The sequence below is a fragment of the Rhizobium sp. No.120 genome (assembly GCF_054558365.1).
Window position 1 is genome coordinate 88,105 of the sequence record NZ_BAAJNQ010000007.1, and the last position, 16,738, is coordinate 104,842.

The 16,738-nt window shown below is 60.1% G+C and carries 18 protein-coding genes; 11 read left to right on the forward strand and 7 right to left on the reverse strand.

What is annotated here, in order from left to right:
• Window positions 1-58: 58 nt before the first annotated feature.
• Entirely contained in the window at window positions 59-2,605 is a 2,547-nt protein-coding gene (locus ACYJRZ_RS20005) for an ABC transporter permease (RefSeq protein ID WP_459461832.1), read from the reverse strand.
• Window positions 2,602-3,312 (reverse strand): ABC transporter ATP-binding protein, encoded by a 711-nt coding sequence (locus tag ACYJRZ_RS20010; RefSeq protein WP_459461834.1) that lies wholly within the window; start codon window positions 3,310-3,312, stop codon window positions 2,602-2,604. Before ACYJRZ_RS20010 ends, ACYJRZ_RS20005 begins: the two co-directional genes overlap by 4 nt.
• An 82-nt stretch (window positions 3,313-3,394) precedes the next feature.
• Between ACYJRZ_RS20010 and ACYJRZ_RS20015 the strand changes: the two genes are divergently transcribed.
• Window positions 3,395-4,045 (forward strand): arylesterase, encoded by a 651-nt coding sequence (locus ACYJRZ_RS20015; RefSeq protein WP_459461836.1) that lies wholly within the window; start codon window positions 3,395-3,397, stop codon window positions 4,043-4,045.
• Between the two features lie 68 nt (window positions 4,046-4,113).
• Entirely contained in the window at window positions 4,114-4,710 is a 597-nt protein-coding gene (gene thpR, locus ACYJRZ_RS20020) for an RNA 2',3'-cyclic phosphodiesterase (protein ID WP_459461838.1), read from the forward strand.
• Here the strand turns inward: thpR and ACYJRZ_RS20025 are convergent.
• On the reverse strand, window positions 4,641-5,123 hold the full coding sequence (locus ACYJRZ_RS20025) for a low molecular weight protein-tyrosine-phosphatase (protein WP_459461840.1): 483 nt from the start codon (window positions 5,121-5,123) through the stop codon (window positions 4,641-4,643). The two genes, thpR and ACYJRZ_RS20025, sit on opposite strands and share 70 nt — an antisense overlap.
• Window positions 5,124-5,214: 91 nt before the next feature.
• Here ACYJRZ_RS20025 and ACYJRZ_RS20030 point away from each other — a divergent pair, with 91 nt between their 5' ends.
• The 5 genes from ACYJRZ_RS20030 (at window position 5,215) to ACYJRZ_RS20050 (ending at window position 8,817) form a co-directional block, all read left to right on the forward strand.
• Window positions 5,215-5,520: a 4a-hydroxytetrahydrobiopterin dehydratase gene (locus tag ACYJRZ_RS20030; RefSeq protein ID WP_459461842.1), complete on the forward strand. Its 306-nt coding sequence runs from the start codon at window positions 5,215-5,217 to the stop codon at window positions 5,518-5,520.
• Between the two features lie 66 nt (window positions 5,521-5,586).
• Window positions 5,587-5,976 carry a YkvA family protein gene (locus ACYJRZ_RS20035; protein ID WP_459461843.1) on the forward strand — a complete coding sequence of 130 codons (390 nt, stop codon included), beginning with the start codon at window positions 5,587-5,589 and terminating at the stop codon, window positions 5,974-5,976.
• A 333-nt stretch (window positions 5,977-6,309) separates the two neighbouring features.
• Window positions 6,310-6,873: an invasion associated locus B family protein gene (locus tag ACYJRZ_RS20040; protein WP_459461845.1), complete on the forward strand. Its 564-nt coding sequence runs from the start codon at window positions 6,310-6,312 to the stop codon at window positions 6,871-6,873.
• Between the two features lie 286 nt (window positions 6,874-7,159).
• Entirely contained in the window at window positions 7,160-8,395 is a 1,236-nt protein-coding gene (rlmN, locus tag ACYJRZ_RS20045; protein WP_459461847.1) for a dual-specificity RNA methyltransferase RlmN, read from the forward strand.
• 5 nt (window positions 8,396-8,400) lie between these two features.
• Window positions 8,401-8,817, forward strand: a complete 417-nt coding sequence (locus ACYJRZ_RS20050) for a hypothetical protein (RefSeq protein WP_459461849.1) — start codon at window positions 8,401-8,403, stop codon at window positions 8,815-8,817.
• On the opposite strand, the gene ACYJRZ_RS20055 is transcribed toward ACYJRZ_RS20050, so the two are convergent.
• The gene (locus ACYJRZ_RS20055) at window positions 8,801-9,442 is read right to left on the reverse strand and encodes a LysE family translocator (RefSeq protein ID WP_459461851.1); all 642 of its coding nucleotides are present in this window, start codon (window positions 9,440-9,442) and stop codon (window positions 8,801-8,803) included. The two genes, ACYJRZ_RS20050 and ACYJRZ_RS20055, sit on opposite strands and share 17 nt — an antisense overlap.
• A gap of 65 nt (window positions 9,443-9,507) precedes the next feature.
• Window positions 9,508-10,362, reverse strand: coding sequence for an SDR family NAD(P)-dependent oxidoreductase (locus ACYJRZ_RS20060; protein WP_459461853.1), 855 nt, complete (start codon window positions 10,360-10,362; stop codon window positions 9,508-9,510).
• A gap of 183 nt (window positions 10,363-10,545) precedes the next feature.
• On the opposite strand from ACYJRZ_RS20060, the gene ACYJRZ_RS20065 reads away from it, so the two are divergent.
• A complete protein-coding gene (locus tag ACYJRZ_RS20065; protein ID WP_459461855.1) occupies window positions 10,546-11,769 on the forward strand; it encodes an argininosuccinate synthase in 1,224 nt (407 codons plus the stop codon).
• A gap of 84 nt (window positions 11,770-11,853) precedes the next feature.
• Here ACYJRZ_RS20065 and ACYJRZ_RS20070 read toward each other — a convergent pair whose 3' ends face one another.
• Window positions 11,854-12,336, reverse strand: a complete 483-nt coding sequence (locus ACYJRZ_RS20070; RefSeq protein ID WP_459462131.1) for a MarR family winged helix-turn-helix transcriptional regulator — start codon at window positions 12,334-12,336, stop codon at window positions 11,854-11,856.
• A gap of 160 nt (window positions 12,337-12,496) precedes the next feature.
• On the opposite strand from ACYJRZ_RS20070, the gene ACYJRZ_RS20075 reads away from it, so the two are divergent.
• Both ACYJRZ_RS20075 and ACYJRZ_RS20080 read left to right on the forward strand, forming a co-directional pair.
• Window positions 12,497-13,138 carry a LysE family translocator gene (locus ACYJRZ_RS20075; protein WP_459461857.1) on the forward strand — a complete coding sequence of 214 codons (642 nt, stop codon included), beginning with the start codon at window positions 12,497-12,499 and terminating at the stop codon, window positions 13,136-13,138.
• A gap of 97 nt (window positions 13,139-13,235) precedes the next feature.
• Entirely contained in the window at window positions 13,236-15,299 is a 2,064-nt protein-coding gene (locus ACYJRZ_RS20080; protein WP_459461859.1) for a M3 family metallopeptidase, read from the forward strand.
• A gap of 76 nt (window positions 15,300-15,375) precedes the next feature.
• Here ACYJRZ_RS20080 and ACYJRZ_RS20085 read toward each other — a convergent pair whose 3' ends face one another.
• Entirely contained in the window at window positions 15,376-15,840 is a 465-nt protein-coding gene (locus ACYJRZ_RS20085; protein ID WP_459461861.1) for a MarR family winged helix-turn-helix transcriptional regulator, read from the reverse strand.
• A gap of 90 nt (window positions 15,841-15,930) precedes the next feature.
• Between ACYJRZ_RS20085 and ACYJRZ_RS20090 the strand changes: the two genes are divergently transcribed.
• The gene (locus tag ACYJRZ_RS20090) at window positions 15,931-16,614 is read left to right on the forward strand and encodes a glutathione S-transferase family protein (protein WP_459461863.1); all 684 of its coding nucleotides are present in this window, start codon (window positions 15,931-15,933) and stop codon (window positions 16,612-16,614) included.
• Window positions 16,615-16,738: the final 124 nt, after the last annotated feature.

Genomic DNA, 16,738 nt, shown 5'->3' on the forward strand with positions numbered 1-16,738 from the left:
ATGTTAAATCGATGTAACATCGGGATGTTTTGACGGCTCTGCGCCCTCGACGGAGCGGTTAGAGCTCACGCAGAACGGGTGCGGCCTTCTGGCCCAGGATGCGCCAGGTGCCGATGAGACCAATACCGACGGTCAACACCAGGGCGATGACGAGAGTCGACAGGGCAACGTCAGGCAGGAAGGCCGAGGGCAAGTGCATGATGCGGCTGACGATATACCAGGCGGAGGCGGAGCCGGCGATCAGCGCGAAGACGGCGGTCGCGGCACCCAGGATCAGATATTCGTAGCTGAAGGCGCGGATCAGCGTCGCCCGCGTCGCGCCGAGCGTCTTGAGGATGACGGCATCATGCGTGCGAGCGCGGTTGCCGGCCGCGAGCGCTCCGGCGAGCACCAGTACGGAGGCGATCAGCGCGACTGAGGCGGCGGAGCGGATCGCAGTCGCAAGCTGTCCCACCAGAGTGTTGACGACATCGAGCGCATCCTTGACGCGGACGCTTGTAATGGTCGGATAGGTATTCGTGACTTTCCTCAGAATAGCCGCTTCCTGTTCGGAAGTCGCCGTTGCGTCGGTGAGAGTCGCGAGCCAGGCGTGCGGCGCGCCCTTGAAGGTGTTGGGCGAAAAGATCATCACGAAATTGATCGACAGCGACTGCCATTGCACCTTGCGGAAGCTGGCGATCTTGGCGGTAACGTTGCGGCCGAGGACATTGACGGTGACCTTGTCGCCGAGCTTCAGGCCGAGCGCCTTGCCTTCCTCTTCGGAAAAGGAAACCAGCGGTTCGCCGCTATAATCCTTGTCCCACCACTTGCCTTCCGTGACCGAGGCGTTTTCCGGCACCGCATCGGCATAGGTGATGCCGCGGTCGCCGCGGAGCACCCATTGGCCTGCGGCCGGTACCTTCATCTTGGTGACGTCCTCGCCGTTGAAGGCGACGATGCGGCCGCGCAGCATCGGCGCCTCGACGAGCTTGCCTTTTGGGTCCACGTCGAGGACGATCTTGCGGAAGCCTTCCAACTCCGGCCCCTGAATGTCGACGAAGAAGAAGTTCGGCGCCTGTTCGCTCATGCGCCCCATCAGCTCGCGGCGCATATTGCCGTCGATCAGCGTGAGGGTCACCAGCAGTGCCAGGCCGAGGCCAAGCGACAGCACGACGGACGAGGTGAGCGCGCCCGGGCGATGAATGTTGCCGATCGCCAGGCGCAGGGCGGGTGAACGCACGCGCGGGCTGCGGCGGGCAAGCCATGAGAGCAGGGCCGCTACCACGCGCAGCACGACGAAGGCACCGGCGATCGAGACGACGAAGACGACTGCGATGAAGCGATCATAGGCGGTGATGATTGCCAAGGCTGCTAGGGCCGCCATCAGCACACCGGCACCCAGCAGATAGGGCCAGCCGGGCAGGCTGCGCGCCTCGAAACCCTGCTCACGAAACAGCGCCGTCGCCGGCACCTCTCGGGCATGGCCGAGCGGCGGAATGGCGAAGGCCAGCGTCGTTAGCAGGCCAAAGACGGCGGCAAGCGTCAATGCACCGGGATAGAGCCGCGGCGCGGTCGAAATCGGCAGGAATTCCGCCATGAATTGCGACGCGATCATGGGGGCGATAGCGCCGAGGACGAGGCCGATTGCTATGCCGGCAAGTGCGATGACGGCGATCTGGATGAGATAGATCAATACCACGACGAAGGCCGGCGCACCCAGACACTTGAAGGTGGCGATGGTCGTGCGCTTCGAATCGAGAAAGGCTCGTACGGCGTTGGCAACGCCCACGCCTCCGACGATCAGCGCCGCCAAGCCGACCAGCGTCAGGAACTGTGAGAAACGGGTGACGTTGTCGGCGAGCTGCGGCGCTGCGCGGTCGCTGCTGCGGATCGACCAGCCCGCCTGTGGGAAGGCGGCATTGGCGCGGTCGGCGAGATTGCGGATGCCGGCTGCAGGATTGTCCATGCGGATTCGGTAGGCCTGTTCGACCAGACTGCCTGTCGTGATCAGGCCGGAGGCAATCAGGGCATCGCGGCTGGTGAGCAGGCGCGGCGCGAAGCCGAAGCCTTCCGAAACGGCATCCGGTTCGCGCTCGACGGTGCCTGATATGCGAAGCTTGGCGTTACCCAGCAGCAGGGTATCGCCGATCTTGAGGTTCAGGCGTTCGAGCAGCAGGGGAGCGACGACGGCGCCATAGGTGCCGTCCTTGGCGGCGAGCAGCGCTGCGAGAGGCTGGTCCGGCTCCGCTTCGAAGGTGCCGTAGAGCGGATAGGCATCGTCGACCGCCTTGACCTCGACCAGCGCCTGATCGGAGCCGTCGGGCAGGCGTGCCATGGAGCGCAGGCCGGTGGAACGGGAAACTTTCCCCAAGCCTTGGAGATAGGAGAATTCTTCCGGCGTTGCCTCGCGATTGCGCAGTTCGAAACGGGCGTCACCGGCAAGCAGCGATTGTCCCTGCGTCGCGATCGCGTCGGTGATCGAACGGGAAACGGAATTGACCGCAGCGATCGCCCCGGTGCCGAGCGCGATGCAGGCGAGAAAGATGTAAAAGCCGCCAAGGCCGCCGCGCAGTTCGCGCAGGGCGAGGCGGAAGGCGAGGGGCAGGCGCAGTCCCGCCGCGCTCATGCCATCGCTGCCTGGCTGGTGCGTGTGCGCATGCCGTCACTCTCGATCTCACCGGAACGGACGCGGATCTGGCGCGAACAGCGGGCGGCAAGCGCAGGATCGTGGGTGACGAGCAGCATGGTCGTGCCGCGTTCGGCCTGCTGGGCGAAGAGCAGGTCGGCAATCTGCCGGCCGGTATCGGTATCGAGATTGCCCGTGGGTTCGTCGGCGATCAGAACGGCCGGCGAGGGCGCCAGCGCGCGGGCAATGGCGACACGCTGCTGTTCACCGCCAGAAAGCTGGCCGGGATAGTGCGTGAGCCTTTCACCCAGCCCGACCAATTCCAGTTCACGCCGGGCGATGTCGAAGGCATCGCGGACATTCGCCAGCTCCAGCGGCACGGCGACGTTTTCGAGCGCCGTCATGTTGGCGATCAGGTGGAACGACTGGAAGACGATGCCGATATTGCGGCCGCGGAAATCGGCGATGCGATCTTCGCTCAGGCTGTGCAGCGGCGTGTCGCGGATCAGAAGTTCGCCGCTGTCGAGCTTTTCGAGGCCAGCCAGCACCATCAGCAGGGTGGATTTGCCGGAGCCGGAGGGGCCGACGATGCCCACCGATTCACCCTCCATGATGGTGAGGTCGATGCCCTTCAGTACATGCACGGATGCGGCGGCGTTGCCGAGCGTCAAATCCGCCTTCTTCAGCTCGATGATGGTTTTTGCCAATGCGAACGCCCTATATACCAGAGAACATCAGAGACAATGGCGGGCGCGATTTGGCCCGAGCAGCGAATTTAGGGAATGGATCATGGGTTTTAAAGTTGCTGCACTTCACTTCGCTGTCATCACTTTCGGTCTTTTGTTTGGCGTCGTGAGTGCTGCGAATGCACGCACCATCCAATTGGTCGGCTTCGGCGACAGCCTGATGGCGGGCTACCAGCTGCCGCCGGGCGACGGCTTTCCTGCCAAGCTGGAGGCGGCGTTGAAGACAAAGGGTCTTGATGTGACCGTCGCTGATGCCGGCGTTTCGGGAGACACGACCTCGGGCGGCCTTTCGCGCATCGACTGGTCGGTGCCCGATGGCACGGACGGCGTGATCCTCGAACTCGGCGCCAATGACGCGCTGCGCGGCATTCCGCCGGAGCAGACGGAAAAGAACCTCGAGACGATGATCCAACGGTTGAAGGACAGGAAGATCCCGATCCTCCTCATCGGTATGCTGGCGCCGCCGAACATGGGGGGCGACTACGCCGATAAATTCAATCCGATCTACGAGCGGCTGGCCGACAAATATCAGCTTCCGCTCTATCCGTTCTTCCTCGATGGCGTGGCAACTCATGCGGATTTGCAGCTGCCGGACGGGATGCATCCGAACCCTAAGGGGGTCGATATCATGGTCGAGCATATGTTGCCCGATGTTATGAGTTTTGTAGGGATGATTGACGCAGGTGCGAAATAGATGCTTGCACCGACTGCAAATGCGTGATTCCCTACCTATACCTGCAAGAGATTCGGGGAGTGCTCGTCATGCCGAGACTTTTTACCGCCCTCGAAATTCCGCGCAATGCGGCCATGAGCCTGTCATTGTTGCGCGGTGGTCTCCCGGGAGCCAGGTGGATCGACGTTGAAAATTATCACATTACCTTGCGCTTCATCGGCGATGTCGATGGCCGCACGGCCGATGAGATCGTCGACCGTTTGGACCGGATAGATCGGCCTGAATTCCAGCTTCGGCTGGAAGGCATCGGTTCCTTCGGCTCCAAGAAACCCCATTCCGTTTGGGCCGGGGTCTCGCAGACACCGGATATGTTCGCGCTGCAAGGCGAGATCGAGCGCATTTGTCAGCGCATCGGCCTGCAGCCGGATCCGCGTAAGTTCACGCCGCACGTGACGCTCGCCAGGCTGAAATCCTCGCGGGTCGACGATGTCGTGCACTATCTCTCCGGTCGCGGCAATTTCTACACCGCACCGTTCACGGTCGGACGCTTCGTGCTTCTGTCGTCGCGCGAATCTGTCGGCGGCGGTCCCTATCTCACCGAAGAGATATTCCCGCTTCACGAGCCCCGCAGCACGTTCCCGACTTTGGGCAACAGCGCGCTGCAGCCGGCCAAGAGCATGGTATAGACGGCTTCGAAATCCTCGCGGTCACCATAGTAGGGATCGGGGATGTCCTTGTTGCTGCCAAGCGCAAGGGTATTGAAGAGATGCAGCTTGCCGAGGAATTCGGCAGGCGCTGCCTTGCGTAAGTTCTTCAAATTGTCTTGATCCATTGCCAGGATAAGATCGAACCGGCTGAAATCGGCCAGCTCGATGCGGCGGGCGCGCTGGGCTGAAATATCGATTCCGTGGCCGGCGGCAGCCGCAACAGAGCGGCGATCCGGGCGTTCTCCCTGATGCCAGCCGCCAGTGCCGGCCGAATCAATCTCGAACTCGCTACCACGCCCGGCTTCGCTCGCCAGATGTTTGAATATGCCTTCAGCGAGGGGTGAGCGGCAGATATTGCCGGCGCAGACGAAAAGTACCCTGTGACGATCCATGCTATCGTTCAACCGCTAGTGCTTTTACGCAATTCCAGGAAAACCGCTACGCACTTTTCCTGGAAATTGCTTTAGAGAGGAGTGACGTGTCATGAAATACGAGAAGCTCGACCGCGCGGCAATCGATGAAAATCTTGCGGAGCTTGGAGATTGGGCGCTCGCGGATGACGGCCTTTCGATTTCGAAGACTTTCAAATTCCGCAGCTTCGTCGAGGCCTTCGGCTTCATGACGGAAGCCGCCCTTGCCGCCGAAAAATTCAACCATCATCCGGAATGGTTCAACGTCTATTCCCGCGTCGAGGTGAAGCTGACGACGCATGACGTCGGCGGTCTGACCGATCATGACGTCAAGCTAGCAAAGGCGATGGAGAAGGCGGCCGCGCGCCGGATCGATTGAATCGCGCCAGGCGATCGCCATATGTTGAAGCGGCCCGGGCGACGGGCTTCGATTGAGGTGAATGGAATGGATGACATCAAGTACGGGGAAATCCTGATGCCTGGTGACGAAGAGACCCAAAAAGAGCAGGAGAAATCGGTGCGCAGAAAATTCTGGCCGACCTTGCGGAAGGCCGCTCGCCATATCCCGTTCTCGCGCGACGTCGTTGCCGCCTTCTACTGTGCGCTCGATCCGCAGACGCCGACCCGTGTTCGCGGCATATTGCTAGCAGCACTCGGCTATTTCGTCATGCCCATTGACATCATCCCCGATTTCTTTGCCGTCATCGGCTACTCGGATGACGTAGCCGTTCTAACGCTCGCCTTCAGTATGATCAGGGGGCATATCCGCCAGGAGCATTACGACGCTGCCGACCGTGCGCTGGAGAATGAGCCCGAGGCCGTGAAGACCGCGTAATGGTCCCTTTCCCTGATCGGCCAGAATCTTCTCGGCTTTCCAGAGCTTTATGAGGCTCCCGTGATTTTAGCGAGGTCAAATTCTTGCCTGAATCTTTCTGTCTTAAATCGAATCCGTTGGGTGGTATTCCACCATCCGGGTTTTCCAATTCCTTCTTGTGCCTTTCAAGCTTTGTACGATACCTGGGTTGAAATGACACGGAGCCAGTGGCGGGCGGATCTCCGTTGACGGTTTGGTAACCTGAATAAAGTCAAAATAGGGTAGCTCACGAGCATAGGCGTGCGTCAAACGATTCGCCATGAGCTCTGGACCGCAAGAAATCGGCAGGAAACCATGTTTGTAAAAAGCTTCGCAATCGCCCTCTCGCTCGTTCTGGCCGGAACCGGCATCGCGTCCGCGCAGACCAAGAAGCAGAAGCAGACGCAGCAGGCACCGGCGGCGGCGGCGGCATCGCCGGCGGCTCCCACGCGCATTCAGCAGTTCGATGCCTGGGGCGCTTACTCTTACCAGTCCGCCGGTGGCAAGGTTTGTTACGTCCTTTCCGTGCCGACTGCGAAGACGCCGACTTCTGGCATCGACCATGGCGACAATTTCTTTATTGTGTCGCAGCGCCCGGGCCAAAACATCTCGTATGAGCCGCAGGCGATGATGGGGTACCCCCTTAAGGAGAACTCCAAGGTCAATGTCATGATCGACAACAAGACCTTCGTCATGTTCACGAAGGATAAGGCCGCCTGGGTGGAAAACGCCGCCCAGGAGCCGGCACTCGTCGCCGCGCTGAAGTCCGGACATTCGCTGAAGGTTTCCGCGACCTCGAAGAAGGGCACCGCCACGTCCTACACCTATTCGCTGAAGGGTGTGAGCGCCGCGCTGAAGCAGATCGAAAACTGCAAATAGATCGAAGGCCGACAGATCACGCGAATGTGATACTCTCGTCGCTGCGACCATGATGAAAGGCCGGCCATACTGACCGGCCTTTTTGTTATCAAGGGCGAGCCTCACGCTTTCGAGGGAAAGGGATGACGCGGGCGGAAATTAATGCTAAAGGCCGCGCCAACGATAGGTGTGCGGCAGATAGCTTGTCCCGCCGCCGCATGAATCTTCAGATTTCCGTGCCTTGCCCGCATCCGCAGCTTGCGTCAGCTTTTGCGGCATCGCCGATGTGAACCGTTGGAACGATCCTATGTCCGCAACCGATGTCATAAACCCCTCCAGGCTCAAGCCGATGCCCGTGTCGCAGCCGGTCGAGCTTTCGCCGAAGCCGTCGCTGATCGGCATGACGCGCGAGGAAATGGGGGCAGCGCTCAAGGAAAAAGGCGTTGCCGACAAGCAGATCAAGATGCGCGTCAGCCAGCTCTGGAACTGGATCTATGTGCGCGGCGTCTCCGATTTCGATGCCATGGCCAATGTGTCGAAGGACATGCGCGAAATGCTGAAGACGCATTTCACCATCGCGCGTCCCGAGATCGTCGAGGAGCAGGTCTCCAATGACGGCACGCGCAAATGGCTGCTCCGCTTCCCACCGCGCGGCGCCGGCCGTCCCGTTGAGGTCGAAAGCGTTTATATTCCGGAAGAAGGGCGCGGCACGCTCTGTATTTCCAGCCAGGTCGGCTGTTCGCTCACCTGTTCCTTCTGTCATACCGGCACCCAGCGCCTGGTGCGCAATCTGACGGCGGAAGAGATTCTGTCGCAGTTGCTTCTGGCGCGTGATCGGCTCGGCGATTTCCCGGATCGTGAAGCGCCGCAGGGCACGATCATGCCGGCCGAGGGACGCAAGGTCAGCAACATCGTCATGATGGGCATGGGTGAGCCGCTCTATAATTTCGATAGCGTCAAAACTGCTTTGCTGATCGCATCCGATGGTGACGGCCTGTCGCTCTCCAAGCGCCGCATCACCCTTTCGACCTCGGGCGTCGTGCCGGAAATCTACCGCACCGGCGACGAGATCGGCGTCATGCTGGCGATCTCGCTGCATGCTGTACGCGACGATCTGCGCGACATGCTGGTGCCGATCAACAAAAAGTATCCGCTGAAGGAGCTGATGGACGCCTGCCGCGCCTATCCTGGCCTGTCGAATGCGCGCCGCATCACCTTCGAATATGTGATGCTGAAGGGCGTCAACGACAGCCTCGAAGACGCAAAGGGCTTGATCCAGCTTCTGAAGGGCATTCCCGCCAAGATCAATCTGATCCCCTTCAACCCGTGGCCCGGCACGAACTATCAGTGTTCCGATTGGGAGCAGATCGAGAAGTTCGCCGATTTTATCAATTCGGCCGGCTACGCCTCGCCGATCCGCACGCCGCGTGGGCGTGATATTCTCGCCGCCTGCGGCCAGCTGAAGTCGGAATCCGAGCGCATGCGCAAGACTGAGCGGCTGGCCTTCGAGGCCATGATGATCGCCAACCACGGCGAGGATTGAGATCGATGCTCCTTGGACTGCGCAAGCCGATACGCCTCCTATGGGGCTATCTGGCCGCTTGCGCTCTGATGGGGTTCGTGCTCGCCTGCGTTGCTGCCTACACCCTGCCAGGGACCGGAGTGCCGGAGCTTTTCGCTCTGACCATCGAGATGACCAAGGCGGCAATGATCGTCAGCTTTTTGCCGTCTCTCGTCGTCATTCCAATAATGGAATGGCGCGGCATGCGCCGATGGTACGGCTACGCAATTTTCGGCGCGACACTGTCGGCGGTCGCATCCATCCTGATTTCTGGTGGCGTGGAACGGCCACAGGCCCTCAATCTTATCACCATTGCGGTCTGCTTCGCCTTCCTGGGAGCTGCCTGCGCTACCGTCTACTGGCTGATCGCCGGACGGCATCCCGTTCTCAGCGAGACTGAGTGAAGAAGATCTTCACCGCAAAGATCGAGAAGACGCCGGCAAAGGCGTAGTCGAGGCCGCGCATCACGCCGCGATTCCGCTGCAGCCAGGACGACAGACCGTCGGCGGCAAGAACGACGAGCATGTTGACCGGCATGCCGATGACGATGAAGAAGAAGCCGAGGAAGAGCAGCTTGTGCGTGACGGCCGGGTCGCCGGCGGTGACGAACTGCGGCAGAAAGGTCATGAAGAAGATGATGACCTTCGGATTCAACAGATTGACCCAGAAGCCATTCGAGATATTGGCGAAGGGCGTTCCGCCGACAGCATCGACCTTCTTGACCGACAGGCTGGAACCGAAGCGGATCGCCTGGATCGCCAGCCAGAGCAGATAGGCGGCGCCCCCGGTTTTGAGGATGGTAAAGGCAACCGGCGAGGCCGTGATCAGCGCCGAAATGCCGAAGGCCACAAGGCAGGTGTGGACCACGACGCCGAGCGTGGTGCCGAGTACGACGAAGAGTGCAGCCTTCTTACCCTGCGCCAGTGCGCGGCTGATCGACAGCGTCATGTCGGGACCGGGCGTCATAGCAAGAAGAAGGCTTGCTGCCGAGAAGGCGAGAAGCGTCGGCAGGCTGGGTATAAAGTCCATGAAGGCTGCTCCGAAAGCCGGATTGGGATTGATCCGTTCTTATCCGGCTTTCGGTTGATTGCAAATCAATCCTTCTTTTCGAGGAAGGCCTTGAATTGATCGGCATAGTCCGGGTGCCAGCGCGACAGCGGCGGGCGGTTTTCGACGATATCGCCGGCCGCCCAGAGCATGCGGCGTTCGTCGACCGGCCTGACCACATCGTTACCGGGGCAAAGAATGTAGAAATCGCCGCGCTTCAGGCTCTCCATCATGAACTCGACCGTCTGCTCCGGCGTCCAGGCGCCGGCAGGCTTTTCCTTGCGCTCTCCTTTGGTCAAGCCTGTGAAGACGAAGCCGGGGATGAGGAGATGGGCTGAAATCTTGGCGCCTTCCGTATTGCGCAGCTCGTGCTGCAGCGCCTCGGTGAAGACCTTCACGCCGGCTTTCGAGACATTGTAAGCGGGGTTGCCGGGAGGCGTTGTGATGCCCTGTTTCGAGCCGGTGTTGATGATAACTCCAGGTTCGCCATGCGCCAGCATACCCGGTCCGAAGACACGCGTGCCATTGATGACGCCGAGCAGATTGACGCCTAGGATCGCATCCCAGCCGGCCTGGGCGCTGAAGATCGAGGTTTCGGGGCCGATGCCGGCATTGTTCATCAACACATGCACGCGGCTGAAACGCTGCAGAACGGCGCGCTCCAACGCTTCCAGCGCGTCTTTGCTGGCGACATCGGTCTCGATGGCCATGACATGTTCTTCGCCTGCCATCGTCTTGAGCTCAGCGATCGCTTCGGCCAGGCGCTCGCCGCCGAGATCGGCGATGACGACGCTCATGCCAAGCGAGGCGAAATGTTTTGCTGCGGCAAAGCCGATGCCGGAAGCGCCTCCGGTAATGACGGCAACATTGGATTTCTTGAAAATAGCTTGAATATCGGTCACGAGCGGAGCCCTCCTCAGGCATTGTTCGGTCGCCGCCGAATATGGTACTTTCCCGAAGCGTGTCAAACCGCTTGAGCTGCCGCCGCTCGCGCTTCCCCTTGCGCCGCACGATAATCTCGCTAAAAGTTCCGCGATACAGCTTTGCGGGCCTCTCCCCTGGCCCGCCTTGAAACGGAACTCATCATGGCATCACATAAAGACGTGAAGAAAGTCGTTCTCGCCTATTCCGGCGGTCTCGACACCTCGATTATCCTGAAGTGGCTGCAGACGGAGCTGGGTGCCGAAGTCGTCACCTTCACCGCCGATCTCGGTCAGGGCGAAGAGCTGGAGCCGGCGCGCAAGAAGGCCGAAATGCTCGGCATCAAGGAAATCTATATCGAGGACGTGCGCGAGGAATTCGTGCGCGATTTCGTCTTCCCGATGTTCCGCGCCAATGCCGTCTATGAAGGCGTCTATCTGCTTGGCACCTCGATTGCCCGTCCGCTGATCTCCAAGCATCTGATTGAGATCGCCAAGAAGACCGGCGCCGATGCCATCGCGCACGGCGCGACCGGCAAGGGTAACGACCAGGTTCGTTTCGAGCTTTCGGCCTATGCGCTGAACCCGGATATCAAGATCATCGCTCCGTGGCGCGACTGGTCGTTCAAGAGCCGTACCGACCTCCTCGAATTCGCCGAGAAGCACCAGATTCCGGTTGCCAAGGACAAGAAGGGCGAAGCGCCTTTCTCCGTCGACGCCAATCTTCTGCACTCCTCTTCCGAGGGCAAGGTTCTGGAAGATCCGTCGCAGGAAGCGCCTGAATACGTACACATGCGCACGATCTCGCCGGAAGCTGCTCCCGATAAGGCCACTATCATCAAGATCGGCTTCGAAAAGGGTGATGCCGTTTCGATCAACGGCGAGCGCCTGAGCCCGGCAACGCTGCTTGCGAAGCTGAACGAGTACGGCCGCGACAACGGCATCGGTCGTCTCGATCTCGTCGAAAACCGTTTCGTCGGCATGAAGTCGCGCGGTGTCTACGAGACACCTGGCGGCACGATCCTGCTCGCAGCCCATCGCGCCATTGAGTCCATCACGCTCGATCGCGGTGCCGCGCATCTCAAGGACGAGCTGATGCCGCGCTATGCCGAACTCATCTATTACGGCTTCTGGTTCTCGCCGGAGCGCGAAATGCTGCAGGCGCTGATCGACAAGAGCCAGGAGCATGTCGAAGGCGAAGTGACGCTGAAGCTCTACAAGGGCAACGTCATGGTCATCGGCCGCGAAAGTCCGAAGTCGCTCTATTCCGACAAGCTCGTCACCTTCGAGGACGACCAGGGTGCCTACGACCAGAAGGATGCGGCAGGCTTCATCAAGCTCAACGCGCTGCGCCTGCGCACGCTCGCCAAGCGCAACCTGTCGAAGTAACCGCTTACTATCGATGCAAGAGCCCGCTTCCGGTGGCCGGAGGCGGGTTTTTCTATGTGAACCTGTGAACGCGACAGGCTTGGATTATTCCACCGGCCGCAATTCGCGTTCGACTTCCGCAGGTGCTTCCGCCTTTTGCAGATTGCTGCGGAAAGCACACAGCGCATCATGCAACTGAAGCTGAAGGTCCTGACCGAAGCCCTGCGTCGCGTTACGCTCGACTTCGCAGATTTCTTTGTCGATCTGCTTTAGCTTGGCGTCAGCCGCATCGGACAGCACGATACGCTTGGCGCGGCGGTCGAGCGGGTCTGGCTGTCGTTCGATCAAGCCACGCGCCTGCAATTTATCCAGAAAGGCACTGACCGTCATCGGCTCCAATCCCATGCGGGAGGCGATGTCGAGCTGGCGGCTGCCATTGATGGCAGCAACCTGCATGAGTGTCCGCGCCTCTCCGGCCGTCAGTCCAATCCCGGCGACAAGGATGCGTCGCTCAAAGGCTGCCCTGATCAGTCGGGCGCAATCGCTCACAAGAAAGGCGAGCGAATCCGTATTAATCCTGCTGTTCATAAGCGCTTCCCTACCTACGCTTTTTAATTTTTGGGCCCCACTACGTTCATATTGATTTCGTCCCATTAACACAACGACTTCTTCTGTCTGCAATGTGCTGCCGCTTGACCGGGTTCCACAGATTGCTACTGTTGCGCGATCACTCTCGGAAACGCTCATCATGACGCAATCGCTCGTTGTCGGCGCCTTCCTCGCCGCGCTTTTCTATGTGCTCATCCCCGGTCCTGCCTTTCTGGCTCTGCTTGGCATAGGTGCCGGCCAGGGGCGCAGGGCGGGCGCATTCTTCGTCAGCGGTCATCTGCTGGGGGATCTCGTCTGGTCCACGCTCGCCTTGGTGGCCATCGTCGGCGCCAAGACCATCGGCACCTTCGTCTTCGATCTGCTCGGTTTGCTGTGCGGCTTCTATCTCGCCTGGATCGGCTGGAGTGCCGTGACGGCCAAGCCGAAGGGCGACGGCAAGGCGCTCGTCAATGTCGATCGCCCGTTCCGTCGCGGTTTGATCTTCGGGGTGACCAATCCCAAGGGATATCCCGTTGCGCTGGCGACCTTTACGGCGCTTGTCGCGGGCTCTGCCAGCGCGCTGACCTTCAGTGCCTTGCCGCTGCTGCTGACAGTATCCTTTGCGGGGTTCATAACGGCCGATATTATTCTCATCAGCATTATCGGGGCAGGCGCTGTTCGGCGCTTCTATCGCGCGCATGAGCGGCTGATCGTACGCTGCTCCGGCGTGCTTTTCATGGGTTTTGCGGCACAGGCGCTCTGGCATGCTACGCCCGGTCTGCTCGGCTGGCGCAAGGCCTGATCGCGCCCATCAATTTGTTCTCCTCTCGCCATACCAATTCGGCGGGGCTAGCCTTATATCGTGCTTCGGTCAGATGTCTGTCGAAAGGATGCCTTGCATGTCTTCCCAAACCGCCGTCAATCCCGCGCTCACCGAATGGACCGGACATCAGGGGCTGCCGCGTTTCGATGCGGTGAAGGATACGGATTTTGCACCTGCCTTCGATGCGGCGCTTGCATCACATGAAGCCGAGATCGATGCGATTGCCGGAAATAGCGAGGCACCGACCTTCGCCAATACGGTGACGGCACTGGAGATCGCCGGCGACGAGCTGTCGCGCATCTCGGCGCTCTTCTGGAACAAGGCGGGTGCGCATACGAATGAGACGATCCAGGCGCTGGAGCGCGAGATCGCGCCGAAGATGGCGCGGCATTATTCGAAGATCGGCACGAATGCGGCGCTCTTTGCCCGTCTCGATGCGCTTTGGGAAAGTCGCGAAACCCTTGGGCTGACGCTTGAGGAAACCCGCGTGCTGGAGCGGCACTGGAAGGGTTTCGTCAAGGCCGGTGCCAAGCTGCCGAAGGCCGAGCAAGAGCGGCTGTCCGCCATCAATGAGAAGCTTGCCGGCCTCGGGGCGCAATTCGGACAGAACGTGCTGGCGGATGAAAAGAGCTGGGCGCTGCTTTTGTCGGAGGAAGTCGATCTTGCCGGCCTTCCTGACTATCTACGCGAGGCGATGGCAGCGGCTGCGCGCGAGCGCGGCGAGGAGGGCAAATATGCCGTCACCCTGTCGCGCTCGATCATCGAGCCGTTCCTGACGTCGTCGGAGCGTCGCGATCTGCGCGAGCAGGCTTTCAACGCTTGGGTGGCCCGCGGCGCCAATGGCGGCAAGACCGACAATCGCGAGATCATCCGTGAAACGCTGGCCTTGAGAGCAGAAAAGGCGAAGCTGCTTGGCTATGCCAATTTCGCCGAACTCAAGCTCGACAATACCATGGCGAAGACGCCGGAAGCGGTGAACGACCTTTTGATGACCGTGTGGGGCAAGGCGGCAGCACGCGCCGGCGAAGAGGAGAAAGACATTGCCGCGCTGATCGCCGAAGAGGGGCGCAATCACGAGGTCATGCCCTGGGACTGGCGGCACTATGCCGAGAAGATCCGGACCCGGAAGTTCGATTTCTCCGAAACCGAGCTGAAGCCCTATCTGCAGCTCGAAAAGATCATTGCCGCCTGCTTCGATGTCGCCGGCCGCCTCTTCGGCATCACGGCTATCGAGCAGAAGGGCGTTCCAGCCTATCATCCCGATGTGCGAGTCTTCGAGATCCGCGACCGTTCCGACAAGCTCGTCGCCCTCTTTCTCGGCGATTACTTTGCCCGCAGCTCGAAGCGCTCCGGCGCCTGGATGAGCTCCTTCCAATCGCAGCACAAGCTGCCGCTGAAGAACGGCAAGGTCGGCGAGCTGCCGATCATCTATAATGTCTGTAATTTCGCCAAGCCGGCAGAAGGCCGCCCGGCGCTGCTGTCGCTCGACGATGCCCGCACGCTGTTCCACGAGTTCGGCCATGCCCTGCACGGCATGCTGTCCAACGTCACCTATCCCTCGGTTTCGGGTACCGGCGTTTCCCGCGATTTCGTCGAACTGCCGTCGCAGCTCTACGAGCACTGGTTGACGGTCCCTGCCATCCTCAAGGAATATGCCGTGCATTATGAGACCGGCGCCCCAATTCCGCAGGCGCTGCTCGACAAGGTTCTGGCGGCCCGCACCTTCAATGCCGGGTTCAATACGGTCGAGTTCACCTCGTCGGCATTGGTCGACATGGCATTCCACACCCGCGGCGCCGTCGAGGATCCTATGGCGGTACAAGCGCAGGTGCTTGCGGAGATCGGCATGCCGAAATCCATCGTCATGCGCCATGCAACGCCGCACTTCCAGCATGTGTTTTCCGGCGACGGCTATTCGGCCGGCTATTATTCCTACATGTGGTCGGAAGTGCTCGACGCCGATGCCTTCGCCGCCTTCGAGGAAACCGGCGATGCCTTCAATCCGGATATGGCTGCGAAACTCAAAGGCAACATCTACTCCGTCGGCGGCTCGATCGACCCGGAAGATGCCTATAAGGCCTTCCGGGGCAAGCTGCCGAGTGCTGATGCGATGCTGAAGAAGAAGGGGCTGGCGGCCTGATCTTCGCGTTCGGTACGCAGCAAAAGTCAGTTGCCAGAGGTCAACTTTGGCGACTGAGCTGAACTTGCCTGGCTAATCAGGATTTGCGCGAAAGCAAAGCGAGCATCTCGGCCAGCTGATCGGCTTGCGCATCGTTCAGCTTATCGCCCACATGGCGTTGAAGTGCCGAGGCATAGACCGCCCACATGCGGCTGCGCATGGCACTTCCTGCTTCGGTGATAACGACCCAGCGGCCTCGGCCGTCCTCGGAAAATATTTCGCGATGAACAAGACCGGCCTTTTCCATCCGGTCGAGCAGGCGCGACAGGTTGTGCTGGGCGAGAAGCGTGCGATCCTCGATCTCATAGGGCCGCAACTTCCCTTCCGTGGCTTGCGTCAGTTCCCATAGCACGTCGTACCAGCCGAGGGGCGGCAGGCCGGCTACTTTCAAATCCTGTTCAATCGCCGCAAGGACGATTTGCTGGGTGCGCATGAGGCGCACCCATGCTCGCGTAACCGCGGCGGAGGGTTTTGAAGGGGTGGCATCTGAACAATCGGACATGGATGCAATTACATCTATGTTGACCAGGCTGGCAAGCCCGCATATAGATGCAATTACATTTATTTTGAATGCGACCCAGGAGATTTGATCGTGTCCGACCCAAAACTGGTCCTTGTTAGCCATTACCTTTGCCCCTACGTCCAGCGAGCCGCCATCACACTCGCTGAAAAAGCCGCGCCATACGAGATCCGCTACGTCGATCTATCGGCAAAGCCCGACTGGTTTCTGGCTATTTCTCCGCTTGGCAAAGTTCCGTTGCTAATCGTGCGGCAGGACGACGGAGTGGAAACGGTTTTGTTCGAGAGCGCCGTGATCTGCGAATATCTCGAGGAAACCCAATCCGGTGCTCGGCTTCACCCGGCCGATCCGCTCGCGCGTGCCCGCCATCGCGGCTGGATGGAATTCGGTTCTTCCATTCTTTCGGATTTGTGGGGTTTCGAGACCGCGAAGGACAAAGGAAGCTATGAGGTCAAGCGCAAGGCGCTGATCGATAAATTTACTCGTGTCGAGGCGGAATTGAGAAACGGTCCCTTTTTTGCCGGAGAGGCGTTCAGCCTGGTCGATGCAGTTTTTGCGCCGATCTTCCGTTACTTCGACGTGTTCGACACCATCCCATCGACCGGCGTTTTCGACGGGCTACCGCGTGTCAAGGCATGGCGCAAAGAGCTCGCATCGCGGCAAAGCGTACGAGAGGCGGTGACGCACGACTATCCCGAGCGCCTGAAGTCTTTCCTGGTGAATCATGACGCTTGGCTGCTGAAGCGCGCTGTTTGACGGAGCTTACGCAAATCCCAATCGAGGCGATGGGGTGCATCTGAATTGACGACGCGATAGAAGCGAGCTCGGCTGCCTAGCCGTGTAAGACTGAGGGGCGAGGCATGAAAAGCCGGCTTTCAGC

What these genes read in the sequence shown, in the direction of transcription:
- ACYJRZ_RS20015 (WP_459461836.1), top strand. Translation starts at nt 3,395, where the DNA reads ATGGGTTTTAAAGTTGCTGCACTTCACTTCGCTGTCATCACTTTCGGT.
- ACYJRZ_RS20035 (WP_459461843.1), top strand. Translation starts at nt 5,587, where the DNA reads ATGGATGACATCAAGTACGGGGAAATCCTGATGCCTGGTGACGAAGAG.
- rlmN (WP_459461847.1), top strand. Translation starts at nt 7,160, where the DNA reads ATGTCCGCAACCGATGTCATAAACCCCTCCAGGCTCAAGCCGATGCCC.
- ACYJRZ_RS20055 (WP_459461851.1), bottom strand. Translation starts at nt 9,442, where the DNA reads ATGGACTTTATACCCAGCCTGCCGACGCTTCTCGCCTTCTCGGCAGCA.
- ACYJRZ_RS20065 (WP_459461855.1), top strand. Translation starts at nt 10,546, where the DNA reads ATGGCATCACATAAAGACGTGAAGAAAGTCGTTCTCGCCTATTCCGGC.
- ACYJRZ_RS20005 (WP_459461832.1), bottom strand. Translation starts at nt 2,605, where the DNA reads ATGAGCGCGGCGGGACTGCGCCTGCCCCTCGCCTTCCGCCTCGCCCTG.
- ACYJRZ_RS20070 (WP_459462131.1), bottom strand. Translation starts at nt 12,336, where the DNA reads ATGAACAGCAGGATTAATACGGATTCGCTCGCCTTTCTTGTGAGCGAT.
- ACYJRZ_RS20050 (WP_459461849.1), top strand. Translation starts at nt 8,401, where the DNA reads ATGCTCCTTGGACTGCGCAAGCCGATACGCCTCCTATGGGGCTATCTG.
- ACYJRZ_RS20025 (WP_459461840.1), bottom strand. Translation starts at nt 5,123, where the DNA reads ATGGATCGTCACAGGGTACTTTTCGTCTGCGCCGGCAATATCTGCCGC.
- ACYJRZ_RS20030 (WP_459461842.1), top strand. Translation starts at nt 5,215, where the DNA reads ATGAAATACGAGAAGCTCGACCGCGCGGCAATCGATGAAAATCTTGCG.
- ACYJRZ_RS20085 (WP_459461861.1), bottom strand. Translation starts at nt 15,840, where the DNA reads ATGTCCGATTGTTCAGATGCCACCCCTTCAAAACCCTCCGCCGCGGTT.
- thpR (WP_459461838.1), top strand. Translation starts at nt 4,114, where the DNA reads ATGCCGAGACTTTTTACCGCCCTCGAAATTCCGCGCAATGCGGCCATG.
- ACYJRZ_RS20040 (WP_459461845.1), top strand. Translation starts at nt 6,310, where the DNA reads ATGTTTGTAAAAAGCTTCGCAATCGCCCTCTCGCTCGTTCTGGCCGGA.
- ACYJRZ_RS20080 (WP_459461859.1), top strand. Translation starts at nt 13,236, where the DNA reads ATGTCTTCCCAAACCGCCGTCAATCCCGCGCTCACCGAATGGACCGGA.
- ACYJRZ_RS20075 (WP_459461857.1), top strand. Translation starts at nt 12,497, where the DNA reads ATGACGCAATCGCTCGTTGTCGGCGCCTTCCTCGCCGCGCTTTTCTAT.